The sequence below is a fragment of the Scandinavium sp. M-37 genome (assembly GCF_043558715.1).
Taxonomy (GTDB): Bacteria; Pseudomonadota; Gammaproteobacteria; order Enterobacterales; family Enterobacteriaceae; genus Scandinavium; species Scandinavium vulneris_A.
Genome location: NZ_JBIGIN010000018.1, coordinates 58,078 through 80,288, shown reverse-complemented (window position 1 = coordinate 80,288; position 22,211 = coordinate 58,078). Strand labels below are relative to the sequence as shown.

At 51.8% G+C, this 22,211-nt stretch carries 17 protein-coding genes; 7 read left to right on the top strand and 10 right to left on the bottom strand.

Annotated elements, in window-relative coordinates; genetic code table 11:
• Positions 1–218 precede the first annotated feature (218 nt).
• From ACG0Z5_RS14460 to ACG0Z5_RS14440, 5 genes are all read left to right on the top strand, one after another.
• Positions 219–7,541 (top strand): Ig-like domain-containing protein, encoded by a 7,323-nt coding sequence (locus ACG0Z5_RS14460; RefSeq protein WP_394448381.1) that lies wholly within the window; start codon positions 219–221, stop codon positions 7,539–7,541.
• Positions 7,542–7,850: 309 nt separating this feature from the next.
• On the top strand, positions 7,851–8,102 hold the full coding sequence (locus ACG0Z5_RS14455; RefSeq protein WP_394448378.1) for a hypothetical protein: 252 nt from the start codon (positions 7,851–7,853) through the stop codon (positions 8,100–8,102).
• A gap of 567 nt (positions 8,103–8,669) precedes the next feature.
• Complete coding sequence (locus tag ACG0Z5_RS14450; protein WP_394448375.1) at positions 8,670–8,924, top strand: hypothetical protein; 255 nt, start codon at positions 8,670–8,672, stop codon at positions 8,922–8,924.
• A 397-nt stretch (positions 8,925–9,321) separates the two neighbouring features.
• Positions 9,322–9,717: a YidB family protein gene (locus ACG0Z5_RS14445; RefSeq protein ID WP_394448372.1), complete on the top strand. Its 396-nt coding sequence runs from the start codon at positions 9,322–9,324 to the stop codon at positions 9,715–9,717.
• 158 nt (positions 9,718–9,875) lie between these two features.
• Positions 9,876–10,067, top strand: coding sequence for a hypothetical protein (locus ACG0Z5_RS14440; RefSeq protein ID WP_394448369.1), 192 nt, complete (start codon positions 9,876–9,878; stop codon positions 10,065–10,067).
• Positions 10,068–10,600: 533 nt separating this feature from the next.
• Here the strand turns inward: ACG0Z5_RS14440 and ACG0Z5_RS14435 are convergent.
• From ACG0Z5_RS14435 to ACG0Z5_RS14405, 7 genes are all read right to left on the bottom strand, one after another.
• The gene (locus tag ACG0Z5_RS14435; RefSeq protein ID WP_394448366.1) at positions 10,601–12,703 is read right to left on the bottom strand and encodes a PTS sugar transporter subunit IIA; all 2,103 of its coding nucleotides are present in this window, start codon (positions 12,701–12,703) and stop codon (positions 10,601–10,603) included.
• Between the two features lie 53 nt (positions 12,704–12,756).
• Positions 12,757–13,824 carry an L-ascorbate 6-phosphate lactonase gene (gene ulaG, locus ACG0Z5_RS14430; protein ID WP_394448363.1) on the bottom strand — a complete coding sequence of 356 codons (1,068 nt, stop codon included), beginning with the start codon at positions 13,822–13,824 and terminating at the stop codon, positions 12,757–12,759.
• A 10-nt stretch (positions 13,825–13,834) separates the two neighbouring features.
• Positions 13,835–14,473, bottom strand: coding sequence for an orotidine 5'-phosphate decarboxylase / HUMPS family protein (locus ACG0Z5_RS14425; RefSeq protein WP_394448360.1), 639 nt, complete (start codon positions 14,471–14,473; stop codon positions 13,835–13,837).
• Positions 14,474–14,490: 17 nt separating this feature from the next.
• The gene (locus tag ACG0Z5_RS14420) at positions 14,491–15,792 is read right to left on the bottom strand and encodes a PTS ascorbate transporter subunit IIC (RefSeq protein ID WP_394448358.1); all 1,302 of its coding nucleotides are present in this window, start codon (positions 15,790–15,792) and stop codon (positions 14,491–14,493) included.
• Between the two features lie 25 nt (positions 15,793–15,817).
• Positions 15,818–16,096, bottom strand: coding sequence for a PTS sugar transporter subunit IIB (locus ACG0Z5_RS14415; protein ID WP_394448355.1), 279 nt, complete (start codon positions 16,094–16,096; stop codon positions 15,818–15,820).
• 2 nt (positions 16,097–16,098) lie between these two features.
• Positions 16,099–16,554, bottom strand: a complete 456-nt coding sequence (locus tag ACG0Z5_RS14410; protein WP_394448352.1) for a PTS sugar transporter subunit IIA — start codon at positions 16,552–16,554, stop codon at positions 16,099–16,101.
• A 250-nt stretch (positions 16,555–16,804) separates the two neighbouring features.
• Positions 16,805–18,274: an NCS1 family nucleobase:cation symporter-1 gene (locus ACG0Z5_RS14405; RefSeq protein WP_394448350.1), complete on the bottom strand. Its 1,470-nt coding sequence runs from the start codon at positions 18,272–18,274 to the stop codon at positions 16,805–16,807.
• 226 nt (positions 18,275–18,500) lie between these two features.
• On the opposite strand from ACG0Z5_RS14405, the gene hpxA reads away from it, so the two are divergent.
• Together hpxA and puuE are read left to right on the top strand one after the other, a co-directional pair.
• A complete protein-coding gene (hpxA, locus tag ACG0Z5_RS14400; protein WP_319626584.1) occupies positions 18,501–19,235 on the top strand; it encodes an allantoin racemase in 735 nt (244 codons plus the stop codon).
• Between the two features lie 35 nt (positions 19,236–19,270).
• Positions 19,271–20,218, top strand: a complete 948-nt coding sequence (gene puuE, locus ACG0Z5_RS14395; protein WP_394448346.1) for an allantoinase PuuE — start codon at positions 19,271–19,273, stop codon at positions 20,216–20,218.
• A gap of 47 nt (positions 20,219–20,265) precedes the next feature.
• Here the strand turns inward: puuE and hpxZ are convergent, their stop codons facing one another.
• From hpxZ to hpxX, 3 genes are read right to left on the bottom strand one after another with little or no spacing between them, the layout of a single operon-like run.
• Positions 20,266–20,649 (bottom strand): oxalurate catabolism protein HpxZ, encoded by a 384-nt coding sequence (gene hpxZ, locus ACG0Z5_RS14390; protein ID WP_394448344.1) that lies wholly within the window; start codon positions 20,647–20,649, stop codon positions 20,266–20,268.
• Positions 20,646–22,022: an AtzE family amidohydrolase gene (locus tag ACG0Z5_RS14385; RefSeq protein ID WP_394448341.1), complete on the bottom strand. Its 1,377-nt coding sequence runs from the start codon at positions 22,020–22,022 to the stop codon at positions 20,646–20,648. Before ACG0Z5_RS14385 ends, hpxZ begins: the two co-directional genes overlap by 4 nt.
• Entirely contained in the window at positions 22,019–22,207 is a 189-nt protein-coding gene (gene hpxX / locus ACG0Z5_RS14380; RefSeq protein WP_394448338.1) for an oxalurate catabolism protein HpxX, read from the bottom strand. The genes ACG0Z5_RS14385 and hpxX overlap by 4 nt, the downstream gene beginning before the upstream one ends.
• Between the last annotated feature and the right edge of the window lie 4 nt (positions 22,208–22,211).

Sequence of the window (22,211 nt, the reverse complement as noted above, 5' to 3'; positions counted from 1 at the left end):
TGATTAAGACGCTATCCGCTGAATTGTTAGATCTCTAGAGTAGCTTTGGTATTCCAATGTTCACAACTAGCCTGATAAAGCCATGAACACACTTAAAGGAAGGACAAGGGAGGGAGAAGCATTTAGGTACGGAAGTATCTGGACGTAAAAACAACATAATTATGGTGGCAATAATATTGTCGTCATAACCGGAAATTTAAATGCGAAAAGGAGACTCCATGAGTCGATTTACACTGACAACCTCAGATGCTAAGCAGCAGTCTGTGGTATTTAACCTGCAAGAGCCGACGACAGTAGAAGATATTATTACACTCCCGGCGGGTCAAAGCGGCCTGTACATTCTGGGTGGCGTGAACGATTCTCAGGATATGGCTGGATTATCCCTGTCACGTCATGGCGATGAATTGCATATCCATACCGAGCAGGCGGTGATGCCGTCAGCGATTATCCAGGATTATTATTCAACGCCGGCTATGCTGACGGTTCCTGTGGAAAACAACCTGGTGATGGCGGTGTCCACAGAAAACGTTCAGGTTGATGCAGAACCTGTGGCTCTTGCCACTGTGACTGATACACCTAATGTGCCTTGGGCACCCGGTTTAATCGTCGTGGATAATGCCGTTGATGATAACGGTACCTCAATTGGTCAAGACGGAACCACTAACGACCTGACGCCTACGCTGCAAGGGCACGCTGAGCATGGTCACCTGTCAATACTGCTTATCTACGCAAACACCGTGCTTATCGGTTCAGCGCAAGTTGACGAGAATGATAACTGGACATTTACCCCGCCAGCTGATTTTGAAATGGATTCAAGCTACACCTTCCAGGTGCTGCTGAAGAACCCAGGCGGTAGCTCTATTATAATCGCTATGCCATTCACCATCTCGGAAACCAGTGAAGCGACAGCGCCAGACAATTTGCCACATCCGGGCGATACCGGGGATCTGGATATTATCGGCCTTGTGGATGACTTTGGTCTGCACCAGGGTACGGTTTCAGACAATGGTGTTACCGACGATCTGACGCCAACCATTGAAGGTACCGTACTGCACGGTGGTGGTCTGTATCTTCATATTTATGCGAATACCTTATATTTAGGCTCCACTAGAGTTGATGATAATGGCCATTGGTCGTTCGACGTTTCTGAACTGCCACCTGATTCCCAATTCACCATCCAGGCACTGTTTGTGAACCCAGGCGGTAGCGATACCTTTATTGGTTTACCTTTCGTCTTTAGCACTGGATTTGACTACAGCGCTCCTGTTATCACCAATGTCAGTGATGATTCGGGTATCTATACGGGCGAATTGGCTAGCGCGCACCCAACCGATGACACCACGCCAACCTTTACCGGTACTGCTGATGCCGGAGCCACCGTCAATATTTATGATGGTGACACATTCCTGGGTGCCGCGGTTGCTTCCCCGGATGGTATCTGGACGTTTACGCCTCCTAAGCCGTTGTCTGGCGATGGTCAGCATCTTATCTCGGTAACAGCGACTGACGGCACAAACGAAACCGTGCATTCCGATCAGTTTATTGTTGATCTGGATACCGTCTGTGGCACGCCGGTCATTGCGGGTATTACAGATGATCAGGGCGTTGAAACGGGTGATGTTGCCAACGGCGGCAAAACCGATGATATGCAGCCTCTGCTCCACGGTACGGGTGAAGCGGACAGTCTGATTACCATTTTCATGTATTCGGCAGCTGAAGATAAATCAGTTGTTATTGGCTCTGTTACAGTGGCCGCGGATGGTTCCTGGGAGTACCAGTTCACTCCCGAGCAGTCCCTGTCGATCGGTGAAAATGTGTTCCACATTACCGCGGTGGATGTCGCAGGCAACCAGGCTGCAGGCAGTGACTACACCGTTGTCGGTGTTGACACCAACCAGGATGACACCACTATCCCGGATGCGACCACTATCACAGTGACCGATAATGTCAAAGGCGGCGTAGTGGGGGCACTGGAAGAGGGTGGCCTCACCAACGATAGCCATGCTGTGATTTCCGGCCAGGCAACTGCGGGTGACAAAGTCATTATCTCCGATCACGGCGCAGAGATTGGCACTGCCATTGCGGGTGCTGATGGAAACTGGTCGTTCACGCCAAAAGATCCACTGGCTGACGGCGAACACGAGTTCACCGCTGTGGTGGTTAACCAGAACAATGGTGCTGAAAGTGCTGTTTCCCCTGCATTCGACATCACGGTAGATACCGTTGTCGCGCCTCCAGTGATCACTGTAGCTTTCGATGATGTCGGCGTTCAGACGGGTTACGTCGCCAACGGCGGCAAGACAGATGATACGACTATCACCTTTGAAGGTACCGGTGAGCCTAATGGCACCATCATTTTGTACCAGATTGGTTCACAAGGCAGGACCATCAGAATTGGTCAAGCGGATGTTGATAGTGAGGGCCACTGGACGTTTGAAAATAAGGACGGTATCCAAGGGCTCTATGTATTAGGAAATCATACTTTCTTTGCTGAGCAGTATGATGAAGCCGGTAACCGAAGCGGCAGAAGTGACTACTTCATCCTTAACAATGTAAGCGCGGACAAGGATGACACCTCCACGCCGGATGCATCGACCAGCCAGGTATTACTGGATGACGTAGGGAATATCACCGGGGCCATTCATGAAAATGATACGACCGATGATAACCTGCCAACGTTTGAAGGTGAGGCGGCTGCAGGCACGACGGTGTTCATTTCCGACAATGGTGCAGTGATTGGTTCTGCTCGTGTGAGTGAGGACGGTAAGTGGAGCTTCACCCCGGACAAACCGCTGGCTGATGGCCAACATAGCTTCAGCACCGTGGTTCGCAATCCAAACAATGGCAACGAAAGCCCGGCCTCCGATGCTATCAACTTCATCGTTGATACTGCGGTACCAGAAGTGGCGATTGTCAGCGTGGCGGATGATGTTGATCCGGTGACGGGTGACATTGCCAACAATGGCGCAACTAACGATGCAACGCCAACCCTGAACGGTACGGCAACCGCCGGTGCGCTGGTCAATATCTATGACAACAACGCCCTGATCGGTACTGCTATCGCGACGGCTGAGGGCAAATGGACATTCACCCCGAAAGATGCGCTGGCGGATGGTGAGCATGACTTCACCGCCACTGTCGTGACGGCAGCCGCGGGCGAAAGCGCCCAGACTGATGCCTGGGTGGTTAACATTGATACCTCTATTCCGGATCCGATTGACATTACCACTCCGGATAACCTGGTTGTGTTCGATGACATTCCGGCGATTACCGGTAACATCGACAACGGCGGCGTGACCAACGATGCGAACCCGGACTTCTCCGGTAAGAATCAGCATCCAGGTGACATCATCACCATTCTTGACCACGGTGTTGTCCTGGGCACAGCCGAGGTACAGGCAGACGGTACGTGGACGTTCACTCCGGATAAAGCGCTGGCAGAGGGCGAGCATGAAATCACGCTGACGGCAACGGATGCAGCGGGTAACGTGAGCGATGAATCTGCAGCGTTTGACTTCACCGTAGACACCGTTATCCCGGATGCCACTACGGGTGATGTGCTGAGTGATGATGTTGGACCGGTTACCGGAACTATCACCGACGGTACGACCACCGATGATAATCTGCCGACCTTCAACGGTCAGGGTGAACCGGGTACCACGGTCCAGATTCGTGATAACGGTGAGGTTATCGGGACTGCGGATGTCGGACCAGACGGCACGTGGAACTTCACGCCAAATACCCCACTGGCTGACGGTTCGCACAGCTTTGACACCGTGGTGGTGGATGGCGCAGGTAACGCAAGCACGGCCTCCGATGCTATCAACTTCATCGTTGATACTGCGGTACCAGAAGTGGCGATTGTCAGCGTGGCGGATGATGTTGATCCGGTGACGGGTGACATTGCCAACAACGGCGCAACCAACGATTCAATGCCAACCCTGAACGGTACGGCAACCGCTGGTGCGCTGGTCAATATCTATGACAACAACGCCCTGATCGGTACTGCTATCGCGACGGCTGAGGGCAAATGGACATTCACCCCGAAAGATGCGCTGGCGGATGGTGAGCATGACTTCACCGCCACTGTCGTGACGGCAGCCGCGGGCGAAAGCGCCCAGACTGATGCCTGGGTGGTTAACATTGATACCTCTATTCCGGATCCGATTGACATTACCACTCCGGATAACCTGGTGGTGTTCGATGACATTCAGGCGGTTACTGGTAACATCGCCAACGGCGGCGTGACCAACGATGCGAACCCGGACTTCTCCGGCAAGAATCAGCATCCAGGTGACATCATCACCATCCTTGACCACGGTGTTGCCCTGGGTACAGCCGAGGTACAGGCAGACGGTACGTGGACGTTCACCCCGAAAGATGCGCTGGCAGAGGGCGAGCATGAAATCACGCTGACGGCAACGGATGCAGCGGGTAACGTGAGCGATGAATCTGCTGCGTTTGACTTCACCGTAGACACCGTTATCCCGGATGCCACTACGGGTGATGTGCTGAGTGATGATGTTGGACCGATTACCGGAACTATCACCGACGGTACGATCACCGATGATAATCTGCCGACCTTCGACGGTCAGGGTGAACCGGGTACCACGGTCCAGATTCGTGATAACGGTGAGGTTATCGGGACTGCGGATGTCGGTGCAGACGGCACGTGGAACTTCACGCCAAATACCCCACTGGCTGACGGTTCGCACAGCTTTGACACCGTGGTGGTGGATGGCGCAGGTAACGAAGGCACAGCCTCCGATGCTATCAACTTCATCGTTGATACAGCGGTACCGGAAGTGGCGATTGTCAGCGTGGCGGATGATGTTGATCCGGCGATGGGTGACATTGCCAACAACGGCGCAACCAACGATGCAACGCCAACCCTGAACGGTACGGCAACCGCCGGTGCGCTGGTCAATATCTATGACAACAACGCCCTGATCGGTACTGCTATCGCGACGGCTGAGGGCAAATGGACATTCACCCCGAAAGATGCGCTGGCGGATGGTGAGCATGACTTCACCGCCACTGTCGTGACGGCAGCCGCGGGCGAAAGCGCCCAGACTGATGCCTGGGTGGTTAACATTGATACCTCTATTCCGGATCCGATTGACATTACCACTCCGGATAACCTGGTGGTGTTCGATGACATTCCGGCGATTACCGGTAACATCGACAACGGCGGCGTGACCAACGATGCGAACCCGGACTTCTCCGGTAAGAATCAGCATCCAGGTGACATCATCACCATCCTTGACCACGGTGTTGCCCTGGGCACAGCCGAGGTACAGGCAGACGGTACGTGGACGTTCACTCCGGATAAAGCGCTGGCAGAGGGCGAGCATGAAATCACGCTGACGGCAACGGATGCAGCGGGTAACGTGAGCGATGAATCTGCTGCGTTTGACTTCACCGTAGACACCGTTATCCCGGATGCCACTACGGGCGATGTGCTGAGTGATGATGTTGGACCGGTTACCGGAACTATCACCGACGGTACGATCACCGATGATAATCAGCCGACCTTCGACGGTCAGGGTGAACCAGGTACCAAGGTCCAGATTCGTGATAACGGTGAGGTTATCGGGACTGCGGATGTTGGAGCAGACGGCACCTGGAACTTCACGCCGGAAACCCCACTGGCTGATGGTTCGCACAGCTTTGACACCGTGGTGGTGGATGGCGCAGGTAACGAAAGCACAGCATCTGATGCTATCGGCTTTATCGTTGATACCATTGGGCAGACTGTGTCCATCGACAGCGTCGTGGATGATATTAACCCAGTCACCGGTGAGATTGAGAATGGTGGTTACACCAACGATCAACTGCCAACGCTGAACGGTACGGCAACCGCCAATGCGTATGTTAATATCTACCTGGATGATGTGTTCTTGGGGACTGCTGGGGTGAGTGCTGATGGGAAGTGGAGTTTCGACGTTCCTATCAAACTGGCCGACGGTGAGCATACCTTCACCGCAACGGTTGTGACGGCCACTTCCGGTGAAAGCACACAGACTGATCCATGGATCGTCAACGTCGATACTATCGCTCCGGGTCCGATTGACATTACTACTCCGGATAACCTGGTGGTGTTCGATGACATTCAGGCGGTTACTGGTAACATCGACAACGGCGGCGTGACCAACGATGCGAACCCGGACTTCTCCGGTAAGAATCAGCATCCAGGTGACACCATCACCATCTTTGACCACGGTACTGCCCTGGGCACAGCCGAGGTACAGGCAGACGGTACATGGTCGTTCAAGCCGAAAACCGCGCTGGCAGAGGGCGAGCATGAAATCACGCTGACGGCAACGGATGCAGCGGGTAACGTGAGCACAGCCTCTTCACCGTTCGACTTCACTGTTGATACTGTTGCACCAGATGCGGCTACTGGCGTTGTCATCAACGATGACCAGGGGGATAAACAGGGTATTGTTGTTCCAAATGGCGCAACTGACGATACAATGCCGACCATTGATGGGCAGGGTGAACCTGGCACAACGGTTATCATTAACGATAATGGTGAATTCATTGGTACTGCCATTGTCAATGAGGATGGTAGCTGGAGCTTCACGCCAGATAAACCGTTGGATAATGGTCAGCATTCGATTGACACGGTTGTTGTCGATGAGGCTGGTAACCAAAGCGGTAATAGTGAACCGGTTAAGTTCGCTATCGTTAACGAAGGCTCGATGAACTTTGAAGGTCTTCAAAACCAGAACCTTGAGTTGAATCAAACGATTACGCTGGACAATGGCCTTTCGTTAACCAGTCTCGACTTGGGTGTTGATGGCCACGGCTATTACAACAGTATTACCGATGTCGGCCTCTACTTCTTTGGTCCGGATAGCTTCGGTTTCGAAAACCTGCAGTTGCTGGGTAATTCCGTGACTAAATTGGACTTTGGTGGTGAGACTAACTCTGTAAGCCTTGATGTATCGAGTGTTACAGGCCCTGGTGGTATCGTTACTTACTACGATGCTTCAGGTGTTGAGCTTTGGCACAATGAAATTCCTCTGGCATTGGAGAAAGATACGGCCACTGTTTCCTGGGAAGTTCCAGAAGGCAGCAACCTTATCTCCTACATCACTATTACAGTGGGTCCAGAAACAGGTAACTCACTGATTCGTGTGGATAACTTCACATGGGGTGATACTCAGGTTGAGCCAACTGCACTGCAGTCTGCCCATACTGATGCGGTAGCACCTCTTGAGGCTGATACCCTGGCGGTTGATCACAACCTGGCGGTAGACAACACGCATCAGGCCGGTGGTCATCTGGAGTTGTCGGTGAATGATGTCCTGAGCCACAGCGAGCAAAACCTCTTCATCAATGATGGCAAGCAACAATTCGCTGTCACAGGTGAAGCCGGTGAGCAGGTTCAGCTGAACGGCGTGACAGAAGATAGCCTTGCACAGCATGGTTCTGTTACCAGCGGCGGCGTAACGTATGACGTTTACTCTGTCTCTGGCCACGAATCTACTGAACTGCTTGTTCAGCAGGGTTTGGAACTGCATACCACTGCGTAGTAATGAATAGTATTATTTAATACTCTGACAATGCCGGCATATTTTTGCCGGCATTTTTTTTGCTATTCATTAAAAATTAAAGTGTCACTTCACAACACCTAATGCGTATTCTTCCTTGACCGAATAGATGCCTGCGACGTCATTTTCTCATTCATGTCATTTCCCTCAATGATAATGCTATCCTCTTTGAGAATGGCTCAAGCTCATTGTTTCCACCAACGAGCTATTACAGCCATTTATTAGCGCATTCTTTTTTGTTTTTTGTGTTCAACTCAACGGCTAATTGTTGATTTAAAGGAGAGTAGTCAGATGGATATTCTGAATAGTAGCTCACTGAGTAACATCCATAAAATTTTCCCTGAACTCACCACGTGGCAACTGGAAATTATTATTCTTTATTCTTCCGGCTTGTCACAAAGCGAGATAGCAAAACTAAAAAAGATAAGCAAACAGGCCGTTTCTAAGGCCTTAAATGAAAGTAAAAAAAGGTATCGACTGGAAAAAGTAGAGAGTATCAGGTATGTCTTTATCGCACGGAGGCTTTCGGTGATTCCTTTTTAAAAATTGCCAGCAGTTTTGCGCGATTTTCTTTAGTTCATGCTCATCGATGCGCTTATCGGTAAGGTTTGAAACAGAGGTAACTCATTTGATAAAATTCGTTTCATTCACGTCGTGCCTTATGTTGTACGGTATCCTGCCCGCCATCATTGCTGGCATCCGTCTTTGATGCCGCTCGTCAGACGCGGCACATCCCGCAAGGTAACCTAAGGTCGAGCCATTTGAACAATAGCTGGCCTAACATCCCGCATAAATTGATTTCAGTCAATTTATGGTTGACATATAAGATGAAGAGATATTTTTTATTAATGAATTCAATATGTTTTGACTTTTTTTTGATCGTTGTTTTCAACCGAAAGGGTGCGCTACCATATAGTCGGTTAGTTGGTTTAAAAAATATTTCTAAAATTGAAAGTATTTTTAGCCACAGACCAAAACTCTGCTTTGGATAGAAAATATAGAGGTTTAACTTCGACGATGGTGATGAATGTGATGAATGTGATGAGTCAGAAATACATGCACACTCGAAGTGTAAAAATATGTTCAGATGTCAATTTGCTCATGGAGGGAGTGATTGCACTGTTATCAAATGTTCAATGTGATGATATTAATAAAATTAACGACAGAATCAAGGAGGTTCGTTCGATTTTGAATGCGGCAGGGGCTATGACGACCCCAGAAGATATTTTTTCGAGGATTGTTGATATTGAAAGTAATATTTATGAGCGGATGTCTGTGTTGGAGGATGAGTGCCGTATTTTAAAGGAGGTAAGTTGTGAGTTAAACGACCTATCGTCTGAATTGAACATGTTATGTTATGAATAATAATCGCTCCACTCTAAAATATGGGCGCTGTACGTTTAGTTTGATATGATGGAAATCTTATTTCATAAACTACATCCAGAGGGAAATTAATTATCCCTCTGGACTTTAATTACCTGTCACTTCCTCACTTCTCCTGCCTACTATTCTATTAGATAGAACTGCATCTTTGACATTTCTTTTATTAAAAAAGAAATTTTCACAGCGGCGGCCCCATTTGAGCGGTACGATAGGCTAGCCTTCAAAGCCATCATAACGATTAAAGTTAAGGCGGGGGTGATGACAGAGAGGGAAAACAATGTTGGTGCAGCATATTGCCCATATGTATTCGAATTATATAAACCCCCTCTTTCATTAAATAAAAATCTAGTCATTGCTTTCAATTCAATGAGGATGCGACGTGGACATTATTGAACAGATTACTGATTCCCTGCCGAAGAAAGGGATTAATGCTAAAGATGTCAAAGAGATAATAACCTGGGTTAGATACCTGGGAGGGATTAAGTCTCTTACGTTACGTTTCGAAATTGCCGGTTTAGGTTTGATCATGGACTCCTGGCTCAGTAAAAAACAGAACTCAGCAATAAGCAGTGAACAGATCCAGGATGTCTTTGGGATGGTGGATTTATATTCTCTGGCCACAAGCATCGGACGAACTCTTGCCGGCACGGCAGACATGCTGGCAAGCTCCTTGCCTGTGGTTATTGAGCATATTAACGCGGCGAGTGTCCTTAAAAAGCAGCAGCGCCGCTTCCCCATCGTGCTGAAAACCTTCATGAGCAAAATGTTCACCTGAACGATGTCATTCCCCAGGGCTGGGAAATCGTATTGTGCTATTAAGGTTTTACCTTTGTGATTGATTGGTATTTTCGTTCATGACTCAAGAATTGTCGTATTGATTTAGATCAATAAAGGCGTAATATTCCGCCATCTTGTTCATTAAGGTGTAACGAAATGCCCAATCAGTACTTTTGGATCAATCATAATGGCAGCAAGGAGATCGCTGTTTTTTTACCTGAGTTAATCGAGGATGTGACAACCGGTGAGTCCATTTTCGGTATGTGGAGACTGGCCTCCGATCCAGATGAAGTATTGTTTCTCCACGAGATTCAGGTTTTGTCTGGCCCATTAACTCCGCCGGTCTGAATATGACGACCTATGCAGGGCATCTCATAATATAGGGTGTCAGGCTTGATGATGTTCACGTAAGGGAATTCCCAGTGGACGTCACACCCAGTGATATTAAGAGGATTCCGGTGATCTGTGAGTGGATCCCACAAATTAAGTCAGGATATAATAAAATTATCCGGCCTTAAGAACCGGGCCTGAGTGTCATCTTAAGCACCCCGTTCCTCCCCCGAAGTGGGAACGGGGTTTTTTTATTTTTTTGGGGGGCTGATTTTTGTCAAAAAAAAAAGGCCACCAGGTTATCTGGGGCCAATTAAAAATCCTTCTTTCGCGATTCTTTTTTTATACGTGGTGTCGTGATGCAAGATGTCGTAATACATTCTGAGAGATAGATCTGTCACCTCGCTAGTACCAGACTGCTCCGTGTATTCCGACGTGAAATACATTACCATCGTATACGGGATATGGGTATTGAATTAACTATTTAAAAAAATAGAAAATTGAAGGCCATTTCTTATCGAGGTCCAGACTGTTTTACTGCTGCCGATTAATTAATCTATTGACGTAAATACAGCGTTTACCGCCTGGAGTGACCCTGCATTCAGGAGACGCTCCAGCCTGTCATCATCACTGATCAACCTGTTGAATGTCTCGAGCAACGAAATGTGCGAAAGGTTCTTGGTAGGCACCAGGATGATGATGATCCGCGGCATAAACATCACCCCGGGCAAATCAAAACTCAGCGGGGATTTGAGTTTCAGCACTGACAAGGCGCCTTCAGTCACACCTAATGGTGGCGCGTCATGGAGCAGGAGGATGTCCGGTGTTAAGTAAGTAGTTATCCCTTCCCGCTCAATATTATTTACGATATTACGGACATACTTTTCATCAATGATTTCATTATCTCTCAGTGGTTTGGCGGCCTTACGAATCAACTGCCGCCAGGACGACCGGCTGGACGTAAAATTAACGAACAAGGCACGTGAGTTCACCGTCGGTGCCAGGGCCAACGTGCGGTGCTGCCTCTTCTGCATAAACTGGCTAATTATGGTACTGAATTCATGATGCAGTGCTGCTTTCAGTTGAGGGGCGAGCCGGTTGACAGAAGCCACCAACGTCTCCGTCAACTGGGAAATCTCGGTTGCTTCGATGTTGTGCTCCAGCATTAATCGCAGCTGCTGTTTGTCATTTTCGCTAAGCATGTGCAGCGTTTGAATAAATCGAACATGCGCTGGAAGCGGAATATCTAACGCAATGGTACTGACCACCAGACGAACATGTTCCCCCACGTCCTGTTGCTGAAGCTGGCTCGCAGAGACACGTTCAATATGCAGAGGTAGGATGGTCAAGTTGCGAAGCTGATTTTCAAGAATTGCCGTCGAAGAGAGCCCGCCTTCAGTAACCAGCAAAAGATGTTGTTCTGATGTCTCAGGCCGCCTGTCCATCCAGGCAGCAAAACTGATAACGACATAGCTCAGCTCATCATCACAAAAGAGGATTTGATATTCCTGTTCAAAGCTGACGATTATCCGTCGGCAGAGACGGAAAAGTAGCGGATAGCGAACCAGGATCTCCTCTCGCATCGCATTTTCGCTGGGCATCCCAAATAAACAGCGATGTATCGCTGGCCCCAAATGCGAAAAAAGCTGTGATTCGAGCTGTTCTGATTCCTGAAGATAAACGCCAGATAAAGCCTGAAACTGGATAATCAGTTGCCTGACGGCGCGCAATAGACGGACATCATTTTCAATGGAAATATGGTTTGGAATCAATCTTTTACTGGCGGAGAACAATAAGGTAAAAAACATCGTATTGCCCGATACCGCCTGAAGGCCAATCCTCTGACTCAATGAGGCATTCAGACTGGCAGCCACCTCACAGGCTAATTGATCTCTTAGAAACTGGGACTGTGCCGGGGTAAAGTGCGGAATATTGCCTGTGAGTGTATCGACAAGGCTGAACATGATCATATAGCGAAGCAAGCGCTTATCTTTATCGGAGAAAGCCCATTCGATACGCTGTTCAGCATGTGAAAGCTCTCTATCGACAATGAGACAAATGTCCTCGATGTCCAACCCAACCCGCTGTAAATGCGTAAACAGGGTCTGCATAATTCGATGTTCAGCCTGGTGGTCAGCATATTTCAACGCGTGCTGGAACATCTGCTGAATCGCCAGACGTAAAGCCAAATCGCTACCTTCAATGAAATAACCGTGTTTCTTACTCACTGACAAATTCAGGTTATGGTGCTGCAACTGCTGTTTTAATGACCTCAGATCGTCGAGTGTCGTGTTACGACTGACGCGATTGAGTTCGCTGAAATGTTGGGTGAAGGCGGGTTGTGTCCGACAGGCAAGGTGAAGAAGAATATTGTCGCGCCGTTCATCAGCGCTGTATCGGTAAAATCGGATATGGATCTCGCTGAGCTTCGCTAACACTTTTTTCGCATCATCTTCACTTAGCCTGACGCCACTATAAGCATCGCAATCCAGCGGCGAAAGACCCTCTGCGGCCAGCCAGTCGTTTATGCGTGTACGTCGGTAGTAGAAATTGCGCAGTGGCAGACCTATTCGCTCGCAGAGTGTTTTCAGCGGCATTCCAGGTTCTATCGCGACTTTTTTCAGAATCTCCACGGCAAGGTGATCGAGTTGCATTTTTTCTCCTGTAAAAACTGGCACCAGAGGTGCCAGCTATCCATAGTAGCAATTTACAGGAAGGACGGGAAAGGCAGGTCAGTTTCCGCTTCGAAGATGTCCGGGAAGCCGCGAGGGTGCTGGTATACGCGGCGATTACGATCTTGTGGATAGGTAAACTTCCCTCCAGGTTGCCAGATGAACGGTACAAACTGGTATTGCAGGCGGTGACGGCGCATTTCAAACAGCGTCAGGATTTCGTTGGTATCCGCCAGCATGTTGCACCAAATATCGTGATGGAAAGGAATCATCACATCCGTGCGCAACGCCTCACCCATGCGCAAAATGTCGATCGCAGTCATTTTGTCGGTAATACCGATCGGGTTCTCGCCAAAGGAACCCAGCGCGACGTCGATATGATGCTGCTTGCCATGTTGAGCGTACATATTGGAGTAGTGAGAATCGCCTGAGTGATAGATATTGCCGCCCGGCGTTTTCAACAGATAGTTCACCGAGCGGAGATCCATATCCGGGATTGTTGCGCCCTCATCAGCTAACGGTTTTGGCGGTTCGGTTATCAGAATGGTACGGTCTGACGACTCCAGCACCACTATCTCCATATCTTTAATTTTGATGGTATCGCCTGGTTTTACCACCCGACAACGCGCCGCAGGCACGCCCCACTGCATCCACAAATCAACGCACGCCTGCGGGCCGATAAACGGCACGTCCGGGGCGCAGTTTTTCAGGACGGCTGCCGCGACGTTGATGTCGATATGGTCGGCGTGGTAGTGCGTGGCCAGCACAGCATCGATCTCTTTAATTGAGAACGGATCGAGAACAAAGGTGGTGCTTCGAAGGTTTGGCTGTGCGATACGCGCACCGCTCATACGCGCCATTTGATGGCTCGGCTTCATATTGGGCAGATTTTTTTTACGCTTACCGGTGCCACACCAAAAATCAATACTGACATTGGCATTCCCAGGGGTTTTCACCCACATACCCACACAACCTAGCCACCACATTGCAACCGAGTCAGGTGCGACGTTTTCGGCACTGATTTCGTCATTCAGCCAGGTTCCCCATTCCGGGAAGGTATTTTGCACCCAGGATTCACGGGTAATTTCGTTTACATGACTCATGATGGTCTCCTCACACTTCGCTGGAATGGGCAATGTTCTGGAAGGCGATAGCCGCTTCGCGGCAGTCAGTCGCATTCAGAATGGCGCCGCCAACAATGGCGACAGCCGGGTTAAGTTGCTTTTTGATGACGGGCAGGGTGTTGAGGTTAATCCCCCCTGCCAAAGAGACAGGCAGTCCTGTCACCTCACGCACATCGAGGAATTCGCGGAAAGCTTCTTCTGGGTCGTCACCGCAGTCGGCATTCTTGTGAACGCAGAGTTGCGTGGCCCCCAATGCTTTTAGCTCTTTTGCGCGCTGAACCGGATTAGGAACAGATTGCAAATCAAAGACCACGGTGGCGTTATTTTCGTTGGCGATTGCCAGCACCTTTTTTACCGCTGTGTCGCTGGCGACAGCCAGCATCGAATAGTTTTCCGGCGCGCATTTTGCCATCAGTGTCGCTTCACGCTCCGGGCCATCAATGATTTTCATATCAAGAAACAACGGCTTATTCGGGCAAATGGCACGAATGTCTTGTGCAATCTGAATGCCACATAGCTTCAGCAGTGACGTACCCACCTCGATAATATCGACATAGGGCCCTGCCGCGCGTACCACATCAAGTGCCCGATCTCTATCGAGTAAATCGAGAGCCAGTTGAATTTTCATTGCCACCTCCATGACAGTTACAGCACCAGACCGAAAGCGGTGCCAACAAATTTGAGCAGATATAACAGCGGTAGCCAGACCAGAGTGAAATCGATGTTGGAGAACATCAGCCCGGAACCAAACAGAGAGCCCATCATTGGGTAGAGCAGAATAACGCCGGCATGCGCGATGATGCTGGTGACAAAGCCTGCGGCCAGCGCACCCTTGTAGCCCCCGTATTTATTGCCAAATACCCCCATAGTGCAGCCATCAAAGAACATGATTATCGGGCTTGGGAAAACAATAATCGGGCATTTGAACAGGATGGTTGCCCCCATCACCAGCAACGCCCCGGCGACAGATGCAATGAAGCCCAGCATCGCGCCTGTCGGCGAATATGGGAACAGCGCAGGGCAATCCAGGGCGGGCACAGCGTCCGGCAGCAGGCGATCCGAAATTCCCTTAAATGCCGGAACAATCGAGCCGATAAACATGCGTACACCGACCAGCAGGATCACCACGCCAGCGGTAAAGGTCAGGCCCTCCATTAATAGCCAGACGACCCAGTTGGTTTTACCACTCAGTTGACCAATACCCTCGGCACCGACAGCCAGACCAATCCCCAGAAAAATGAGCGGCATCAGGAAGGAGAGAGAAATGGTGTTATCACGGAACATCGCCAGAAATCCGGGCAGCTTCATCTCTTCGGCATCCTGCTGCGGATCACCGCATACTTTCGCGATACGACTTGCCACCCACGCTCCTACCTGTTGGTTATGACCCAGTGTCAGGTCGTCTCCAACGAAGTGCTGAGCAAGGACGCGGGTAATGGCTGGGGTGATCGTCCAATACAGCGCACAGAGTACTGCGCCAGTAATAATCAGTGGGAAGCCTGACAATCCCAGGGTTCCTGGAAGCGAGACCACCATAAAGGTTGCCAGAAAAAGCTGAATGTGAACCGTCAAGAACACGTTTTTGCAGCGTTTGAACGGAATCATCCAGACGAACAGAAGATGGATCAAAAAGCCGAGAATGAACGTCATAGTGACGTCATTAGCAAAGTGCAGCATCGCCACACCAAATGCCGCTTCGTTAGCGGGTAACACGCCCTGAATACCGAGCGTGCTGTTCAGTTTCCCCATTATGGGGGTCAGAGATTTCAACAGTGTGCCCGAGCCGATGGTGATGACCAGTAAACCAATAATGGTTTTGACTGTGCCATCAATCACTTCGCTGGCTTTCTTTCCCTGAAGAATCAGCCCTGTCAGCGCGATAAGCCCGAGGAATAATGGTGCCTTATCGAGCAACTGAAAAATAATAAAATCAACAATATCCTTCATGGTGGTTTCCCTCTAAGGCAGGTTGTTACGCCAGATTTTTGAGGTAATCGCCAATGCTGCTTTCGATTTCAACTTTGCGCACAAAGTTAGTCAGCACGATGGTTTTGCTCTGTACTTCCGCAGGCATATTGGCCGCTAATTCACGGGTCGTAACATACAGGTCAGCAGGCACGCTGCGCACGCTGCCCAAATCACAGGTATCCACAGTGGCGGAGAGATCCATGTTTTTCAGCACCTGTTCGATGTTCATCTTGGCAATCACACTTGAGCCAAGGCCCATGCCGCATACGCATACAATTTTCATCTTCAAACTCCTTCTTCAACGCGATTAATGGCAAGCCAGACGTCGTTGCTATCTGCACAATGCTTTAAAAATTTGATGTTCTCTTCGTTATCCAGGAATTCCACTAAACGCGAAATAATCTGGAGGTGATTGTTGCTATCGGTTGCGCAAAGGCCGAACACGAGTTCAACCGGATCGTTCTCTTCGCTTCCGAAATTAATAGGCTCCACAAGCGTCGCAAGACTGAGACCGGTTTTAATGACGCTGGGAGCCGGTCGGGAATGTGCCAGCGCGATACCCGGCGCTACCACGATATAGGGACCAAGAGTCTCCACCGCATGGATCATCTCGTTGGTGTAATCTTGCGTTGTGTAGCCATTTTTAGTCAGCAATCCACCCGCAAGTTGAATGGCGTGACGCCAGTCGTTTGCCCTGACGTTCAACGCAATATTTTCTTTGGCAATAATGTTGTTGGTCATCGCTAGTGTCCTATGCATCTGTCTGAGCACAGGTTATTACGGGAAAATGGCAATAAAAAAACCAATTTGCCGTCACTGAGGTGTCAACAAATTGGACTCAGCCTGCGGAAAAAGCGGTTTTTTGGCGAGGGAGGTCACAACTCCCCCCCCTTCACCGCGTCATGGTTAACGCTAAACGGGCAAAACATAGGGGGGAGCGATGAATAAAAGTTTGAAGGGGATCAAATTATGGCTATGGGCAAAACAAACCTTACTCCTTGGCAGTCTCCACGTTGGTGAAGGTGTCATTCACGCCTTCCCGCTCGTGACGCGCAATCCAGCGATAGCACCCGGCACTGAGGAACGCGCCAATAAACCAGCTGAAGTTAGCCACTTCGTGCAGTGCCGGAATAAAGCTTATGACCAGACACACCGCCACAGACGGCAGCAATGCGCCAATGGCTTTCGGGTTAAAGCCTTTTTTGTACCAGTAGCGTCCGGTCGGGGAGACGGTAAACAGATCGTCGACCACCACGGTGCCACGTTTAATCAGATAAAAATCGGCCAGCAGAATGCCGAACAGCGGGCCGATAAACGAGCCCAGCACGTCGAGGGTATAGTGAATCAGCTCCGGGGACTGGAACAGGTTCCACGGGGTCAGCAGCACGGAGCCAACGGCGGCAATCATGCCCCCGGTGCGGAAGCTGATTTTCTGCGGCGAACAGTTAGAGAAATCAAACGCCGGGGAGACGAAGTTAGCGACGATATTGATCCCGATAGTGGCGGTGATCATTGTCAGCAGGCCAATCGCCATTGCCACGCTATTGCCCACGTGACTCACGGTTTCAATCGGATCGGTTATCATGCGGCCAAACAGTGACTGCGAGCCGGAAACGATAATTACCGTCACGATAGAGAACAGCAGAAAGTTAAACGGCAGCCCCCAGCGGTTGCCCCGGCGAATTTCCTGCATACTTTTACCGTAGCGTGAGAAGTCGCCAAAGTTGAGCAGCGGGCCAGAGAAATAGGACACCACCAACGCGGTAGCGGTGATCATCTGCCAGGTTTGTTCCCCGGCGCTAAGCTGTTTGCTGGCGAGAGTAAACGAAATCCCGTCCAGGCCGGTCTGATACAAAATCCAGCCCGCCAGCGCCATCATCACGATGTAAACCGCCGGGCCCGCGATATCAATAAAGCGTTTAATTGCGCTCATGCCGTGCCAGAACACCAGCGCCTGCAGCACCCACATAATGCCAAAACAGATCCAACCCAGGTGCGACAGGCCAAGGAAATGGGCGGTGGTCAGTGAGGCGAGAGAAGGCCAGAACTTAAGCCCGACCAGCATCAGCGCATTTGCCGCCAAATAGGTCTGAATGCCATACCACGCAAAGGCAATCAGGCCGCGGATCACCGCCGGAATATTCGCCCCGAACACGCCAAACGCCTGGCGGCTAATAACCGCATACGGCACACCTGCCATCTGACTCGGTTTTGCCACCAGATTGGCGCACAGTTGCACAATACAGATCCCCGCCAGCAGACACAGCAGCACCTGCCAGCTGGCTAAGCCGAGGGTAAAGAAGCTTGCGGCCACCACGTAGCCGCCCATGCTATGTACATCGGACATCCAGAACGAAAAAATGTTGTACCACGACCAGCTTTGCTGGCGCGTGGGAGCCAGATCGTTGTTGGTCAGTCTTGGGCTGTAGCTCGATTTGTACTCTGGTTTCGGGTTTGGCATGAAATCTGCTCCTTTAAAAAACAGATACTGACGGAATGTCTGCAACTTTCGTTGCATGAATCGGGCCAGATTCAGTTATCAAGAAACAAATGGCTTTTCGGGGCGATAATTCGCGCAAATCAGGCGCTATTGATGCAGAGTGTGCATTATTACAGTGCAAATAATCATATTACTGCCCGGACGTGGTGCTACCCGGTAGGGCGAACAGTGAAGAGGAAGCAGCAACATGCCACAGTTGATTCAGGTGATTAATCCCAATACCAGCGTCGCCATGACCCACACCATCGGCGAGGCGGCACGCAGCGTCGCGGCCCCCGGAACCACCATTCTGGCGACCTGCCCGACGCAGGGCGTCGAATCCATTGAGGGTCATTATGATGAAGCGATTGCCGCGATTGGCGTGCTGGAACAAATCAAACGCGGCAAAGAGCAGGGCGCGCAGGGGCACGTGATTGCTTGCTTCGGCGATCCGGGGTTACTGGCGGGGCGTGAGCTGGCGAGCGGGCCGGTGGTGGGAATTGCCGAGGCAGCCATGCATATGGCGACGCTGGTGGCCACGCGCTTTTCCATCGTTACCACCTTACCGAGAACGGTGATCATCGCCCGTCATTTATTGCAGCAGTACGGCTTCGAACATCACTGCGCGGCCCTGCACGCCATCGACTTACCGGTGCTCGCGCTGGAAGATGGCACGGGTCTTGCTCAGATGAAGGTACGCGAGCGCTGTTTGCAGGCAAAACGTGAAGACGGCAGTGGGGCGATTGTGCTCGGCTGCGGCGGCATGGCGAACCTGGCCCGGGAACTGACGCAGGAGTTGGGGATCCCGGTGATTGATGGCGTCACGGCGGCGGTGAAAATGGTCGAATCGTTGGTGGCTCTCGGGCTTGGCACCAGCAAACACGGCGACCTCGCGTACCCTAATAAAAAGCCGCTGAGCGGAGGCTTCGAAATGCTGAGCTGACGACGGCGGCCATCTGATAAAGAGGTCGAATCAGTATGCAATCAGCAACGGATAAGCGCGTCTGGCATTTTAGTGAAAACTACCCTCGGGATATGGCGGGCTATGCCGGACAACCGCCTCATGCGCAGTGGCCGAACGGCGCCCGTCTCGCCGTCCAGTTTGTACTCAACTTTGAAGAGGGCGGCGAAAACCATGTGCTACACGGCGACAGTGGCTCGGAGCAGTTTCTGTCTGACATCATCGGGGCACCCAGTTTTCCCGAGCGGCACATGTCGATGGACTCCCTCTACGAATACGGTTCCCGCGCCGGGTTCTGGCGTATTCATCAGGAATTTCAAAAGCGCGGCTTACCGCTGACGGTGTTTGGCGTGGCGATGGCCCTGGCGCGTAACCCGGCGATCGTCGAGGCTATCAAAGCCGCAGATTACGACGTGGTCAGCCATGGCTGGCGCTGGATCCATTATCAGAATGTCGACATGCAGACCGAACGCCAGCACATGCAGCAGGCGATTGAAATCCTCGACGCGCTGTTCGACAAAAAACCGCTTGGCTGGTACACCGGCCGCGACAGCCCCAACACCCGCCGGTTAGTGGTAGAGCAGGGCGATTTTCTCTACGACAGCGACTACTACGGCGACGATCTGCCGTTCTGGACCACCGTTGACAGCAAACCCCATCTGATTGTGCCTTACACCCTGGACGCGAACGACATGCGCTTCGCCACCGCCCAGGGGTTTAACACCGCCGAGCAGTTTTATACCTATCTGAAGGACAGCTTTGACGTGCTGTATGAAGAAGGGGAAACCGCGCCGAAAATGATGTCGATAGGCATGCACTGCCGCCTGTTAGGCCGTCCGGGGCGCTTCCGGGCGTTGCAGCGTTTTCTCGACTATGTGCAAAGCCATGACGACGTCTGGATCTGCCGCAGAGAGGATATTGCTCGCCACTGGATTGAGCATCATCCCTGGTCCCCTCTCCATTAGGGAGAGGGTTAGGGTGAGGGGGAGACCGGTGGGGAGTAACGCCTCCGTCATCCCATCAAACTGACATGTGCCGCCACGATGCGCCAGCCGCAGGGGAATTTCACCCAGGTTTGCATCTGGCGGCCCACGCGCTCGCTGTTTTCACGGGTAAATTCAGTGCTTGCCACCGCCATCTCCTCGCCGTAGGCGGTGATCATCGTATGGCGCAGCAGCCGTTCCAGCCCTTGTGACGGGCGCGCACTGCGGAAATCGCGGATCTGCGCGATGCCGTACAGATTCTCCGTTGCTCCGAAGCGCACCGTGCGCGCATCCTCCCAAAACAGTTCATCCAGCACGACAATGTCGTTACTGATTAAGGCTTTTTCATAGCGATAAAACGCGGCGGTGACGGCTTCCAGCACCGCCGGGTGGTCAATGTGTTGCGGATTCATACGTCTTCCTGTTGATAAAGAATACCGGCCTGCTCCAGCTGCCAGGCGGCCTGCAAACACTGCGCTTCCTGCCACGGGGCGCCAATAATCTGCACCCCAATCGGGAGACCGCTGAGGGTTTTAAGCGGCACGGTCACCACCGGCAGGCCGAGAAACGAAATCGGCTGCGTCAGCATCCCCATGCTGGCTTTGGTCGGCAACTCCACGCCGTTAATGCGCATCGTCGCGTCGCCAATGCGCGTGGCGCTGCACGGTGTAGCCGGGGCCAGCAGCAGATCAAAATCGTTAAACAGCGGCAGCGTCCGGTCGCGAAACCAGGCCCGAAATCGCTGCGCCTGGGTGTACCACGCCGAGGGGGTCATCGCCCCTGCCAGCAAACGTTCGCGGGAGTTGGGTTCAAACCGTTCCGGCTCGCTGCGTAGCGTGGGCAAATAGTGATTGCCGCCTTCCGCTGCCGACAGCAAAAATGCTGCCGAGCGGGCAAGCGCCACTTCCGGCAGGTCGAGGCTGTCCGTTGCCCCGAGCACGCGCCCCACGCGAGCGACCGCCTCGTGGGCGGCTGCGTCGCTCCAGTTGTCAAACCAGCCCCCAAGCACCGCACAGCGCAGCCGGGTGGTTTGCGAAAAGGTGTCAGAAACCCGCGATACCTCGTGGGAAGACTGCCATTTGTCATCCGCGTCATGCCCCTGCATCGCATCGTAAACCCGCGCCAAATCGTCGGTAAAGCGCGCCAACGGGCCGATGTGATCGAGGCTGGCGACAAACGGATGGCTGCCCGACCGCGACAGGCGACCAAAGGTTGGTTTCAGGCCCAGTACGCCGCACAGCGAGGCGGGAACGCGAATCGATCCATTGGTATCGGTGCCGAGGGTAAAATTCACCAGCTTAGCCGCCACCGCCGCGGCAGACCCGCCGGATGAACCGCCTGCAATGCGTTGCAGATCTCGCGGATTACGCGTCGCGCCGTAGTGGCTGTTTTCGGTGGTAAACCCATAGGCGTAGGCATCCATATTCAGCGCACCCGCCAACGTTGCGCCCGCCTGCTGTAACCGTCGGATGGCAAAGGCATCGTCAGTTGCCGGAGGCTGGTCGCGGAACAGTTTCGCCCCGGCAAGCGTAGTCACCCCTGCGATATCAAACAGATTTTTCACCGCAAACGGCACCCCGGCCAGCGGCGGGAGCGCCTCGCCCCGGCTCAGACGCGTGTCGATGTCAGCGGCTTCGCGCAGCATCCGCGCTGCGGTCACCTCGGTGAAGGCGTTCACCTGCGGATTATCGTGCTCAATACGGGCTAACGTCTGCTGCGCCAGTTCGACGGCGCTGAACTGGCGGTAGCGTAAGCCCTGCTGAATGTCCCGAATACTTAATGTCATAACTGATACACTCCTGCGCCTTCCTGGCGGTGCGGTAGCGGGAAGGCCATCAAGGGGTCGGCGATCGCCGCAATCCGCTCGAGCTGAATCGCCAGTTCGGCCCGGCGCGGCGAATCAAGGGGAACCGCCAACAGCTGTTCCATCAGGTGAATGTATTGCGGCCAGTTAAATTCAGTGTCGTTCATCATC

Excerpts from the sequence above, each read along its gene's own strand:
- ACG0Z5_RS14425 (WP_394448360.1), bottom strand. The coding sequence starts at position 14,473 with ATGAAAATTCAACTGGCTCTCGATTTACTCGATAGAGATCGGGCACTT.
- ACG0Z5_RS14405 (WP_394448350.1), bottom strand. The coding sequence starts at position 18,274 with ATGCCAAACCCGAAACCAGAGTACAAATCGAGCTACAGCCCAAGACTG.
- hpxX (WP_394448338.1), bottom strand. The coding sequence starts at position 22,207 with ATGAACGACACTGAATTTAACTGGCCGCAATACATTCACCTGATGGAA.
- ACG0Z5_RS14440 (WP_394448369.1), top strand. The coding sequence starts at position 9,876 with ATGCCCAATCAGTACTTTTGGATCAATCATAATGGCAGCAAGGAGATC.
- puuE (WP_394448346.1), top strand. The coding sequence starts at position 19,271 with ATGCAATCAGCAACGGATAAGCGCGTCTGGCATTTTAGTGAAAACTAC.
- ACG0Z5_RS14455 (WP_394448378.1), top strand. The coding sequence starts at position 7,851 with ATGGATATTCTGAATAGTAGCTCACTGAGTAACATCCATAAAATTTTC.
- ACG0Z5_RS14410 (WP_394448352.1), bottom strand. The coding sequence starts at position 16,554 with ATGACCAACAACATTATTGCCAAAGAAAATATTGCGTTGAACGTCAGG.
- ACG0Z5_RS14435 (WP_394448366.1), bottom strand. The coding sequence starts at position 12,703 with ATGCAACTCGATCACCTTGCCGTGGAGATTCTGAAAAAAGTCGCGATA.
- ACG0Z5_RS14415 (WP_394448355.1), bottom strand. The coding sequence starts at position 16,096 with ATGAAAATTGTATGCGTATGCGGCATGGGCCTTGGCTCAAGTGTGATT.
- ACG0Z5_RS14385 (WP_394448341.1), bottom strand. The coding sequence starts at position 22,022 with ATGACATTAAGTATTCGGGACATTCAGCAGGGCTTACGCTACCGCCAG.
- ACG0Z5_RS14420 (WP_394448358.1), bottom strand. The coding sequence starts at position 15,792 with ATGAAGGATATTGTTGATTTTATTATTTTTCAGTTGCTCGATAAGGCA.
- ulaG (WP_394448363.1), bottom strand. The coding sequence starts at position 13,824 with ATGAGTCATGTAAACGAAATTACCCGTGAATCCTGGGTGCAAAATACC.
- hpxZ (WP_394448344.1), bottom strand. The coding sequence starts at position 20,649 with ATGAATCCGCAACACATTGACCACCCGGCGGTGCTGGAAGCCGTCACC.
- ACG0Z5_RS14460 (WP_394448381.1), top strand. The coding sequence starts at position 219 with ATGAGTCGATTTACACTGACAACCTCAGATGCTAAGCAGCAGTCTGTG.
- hpxA (WP_319626584.1), top strand. The coding sequence starts at position 18,501 with ATGCCACAGTTGATTCAGGTGATTAATCCCAATACCAGCGTCGCCATG.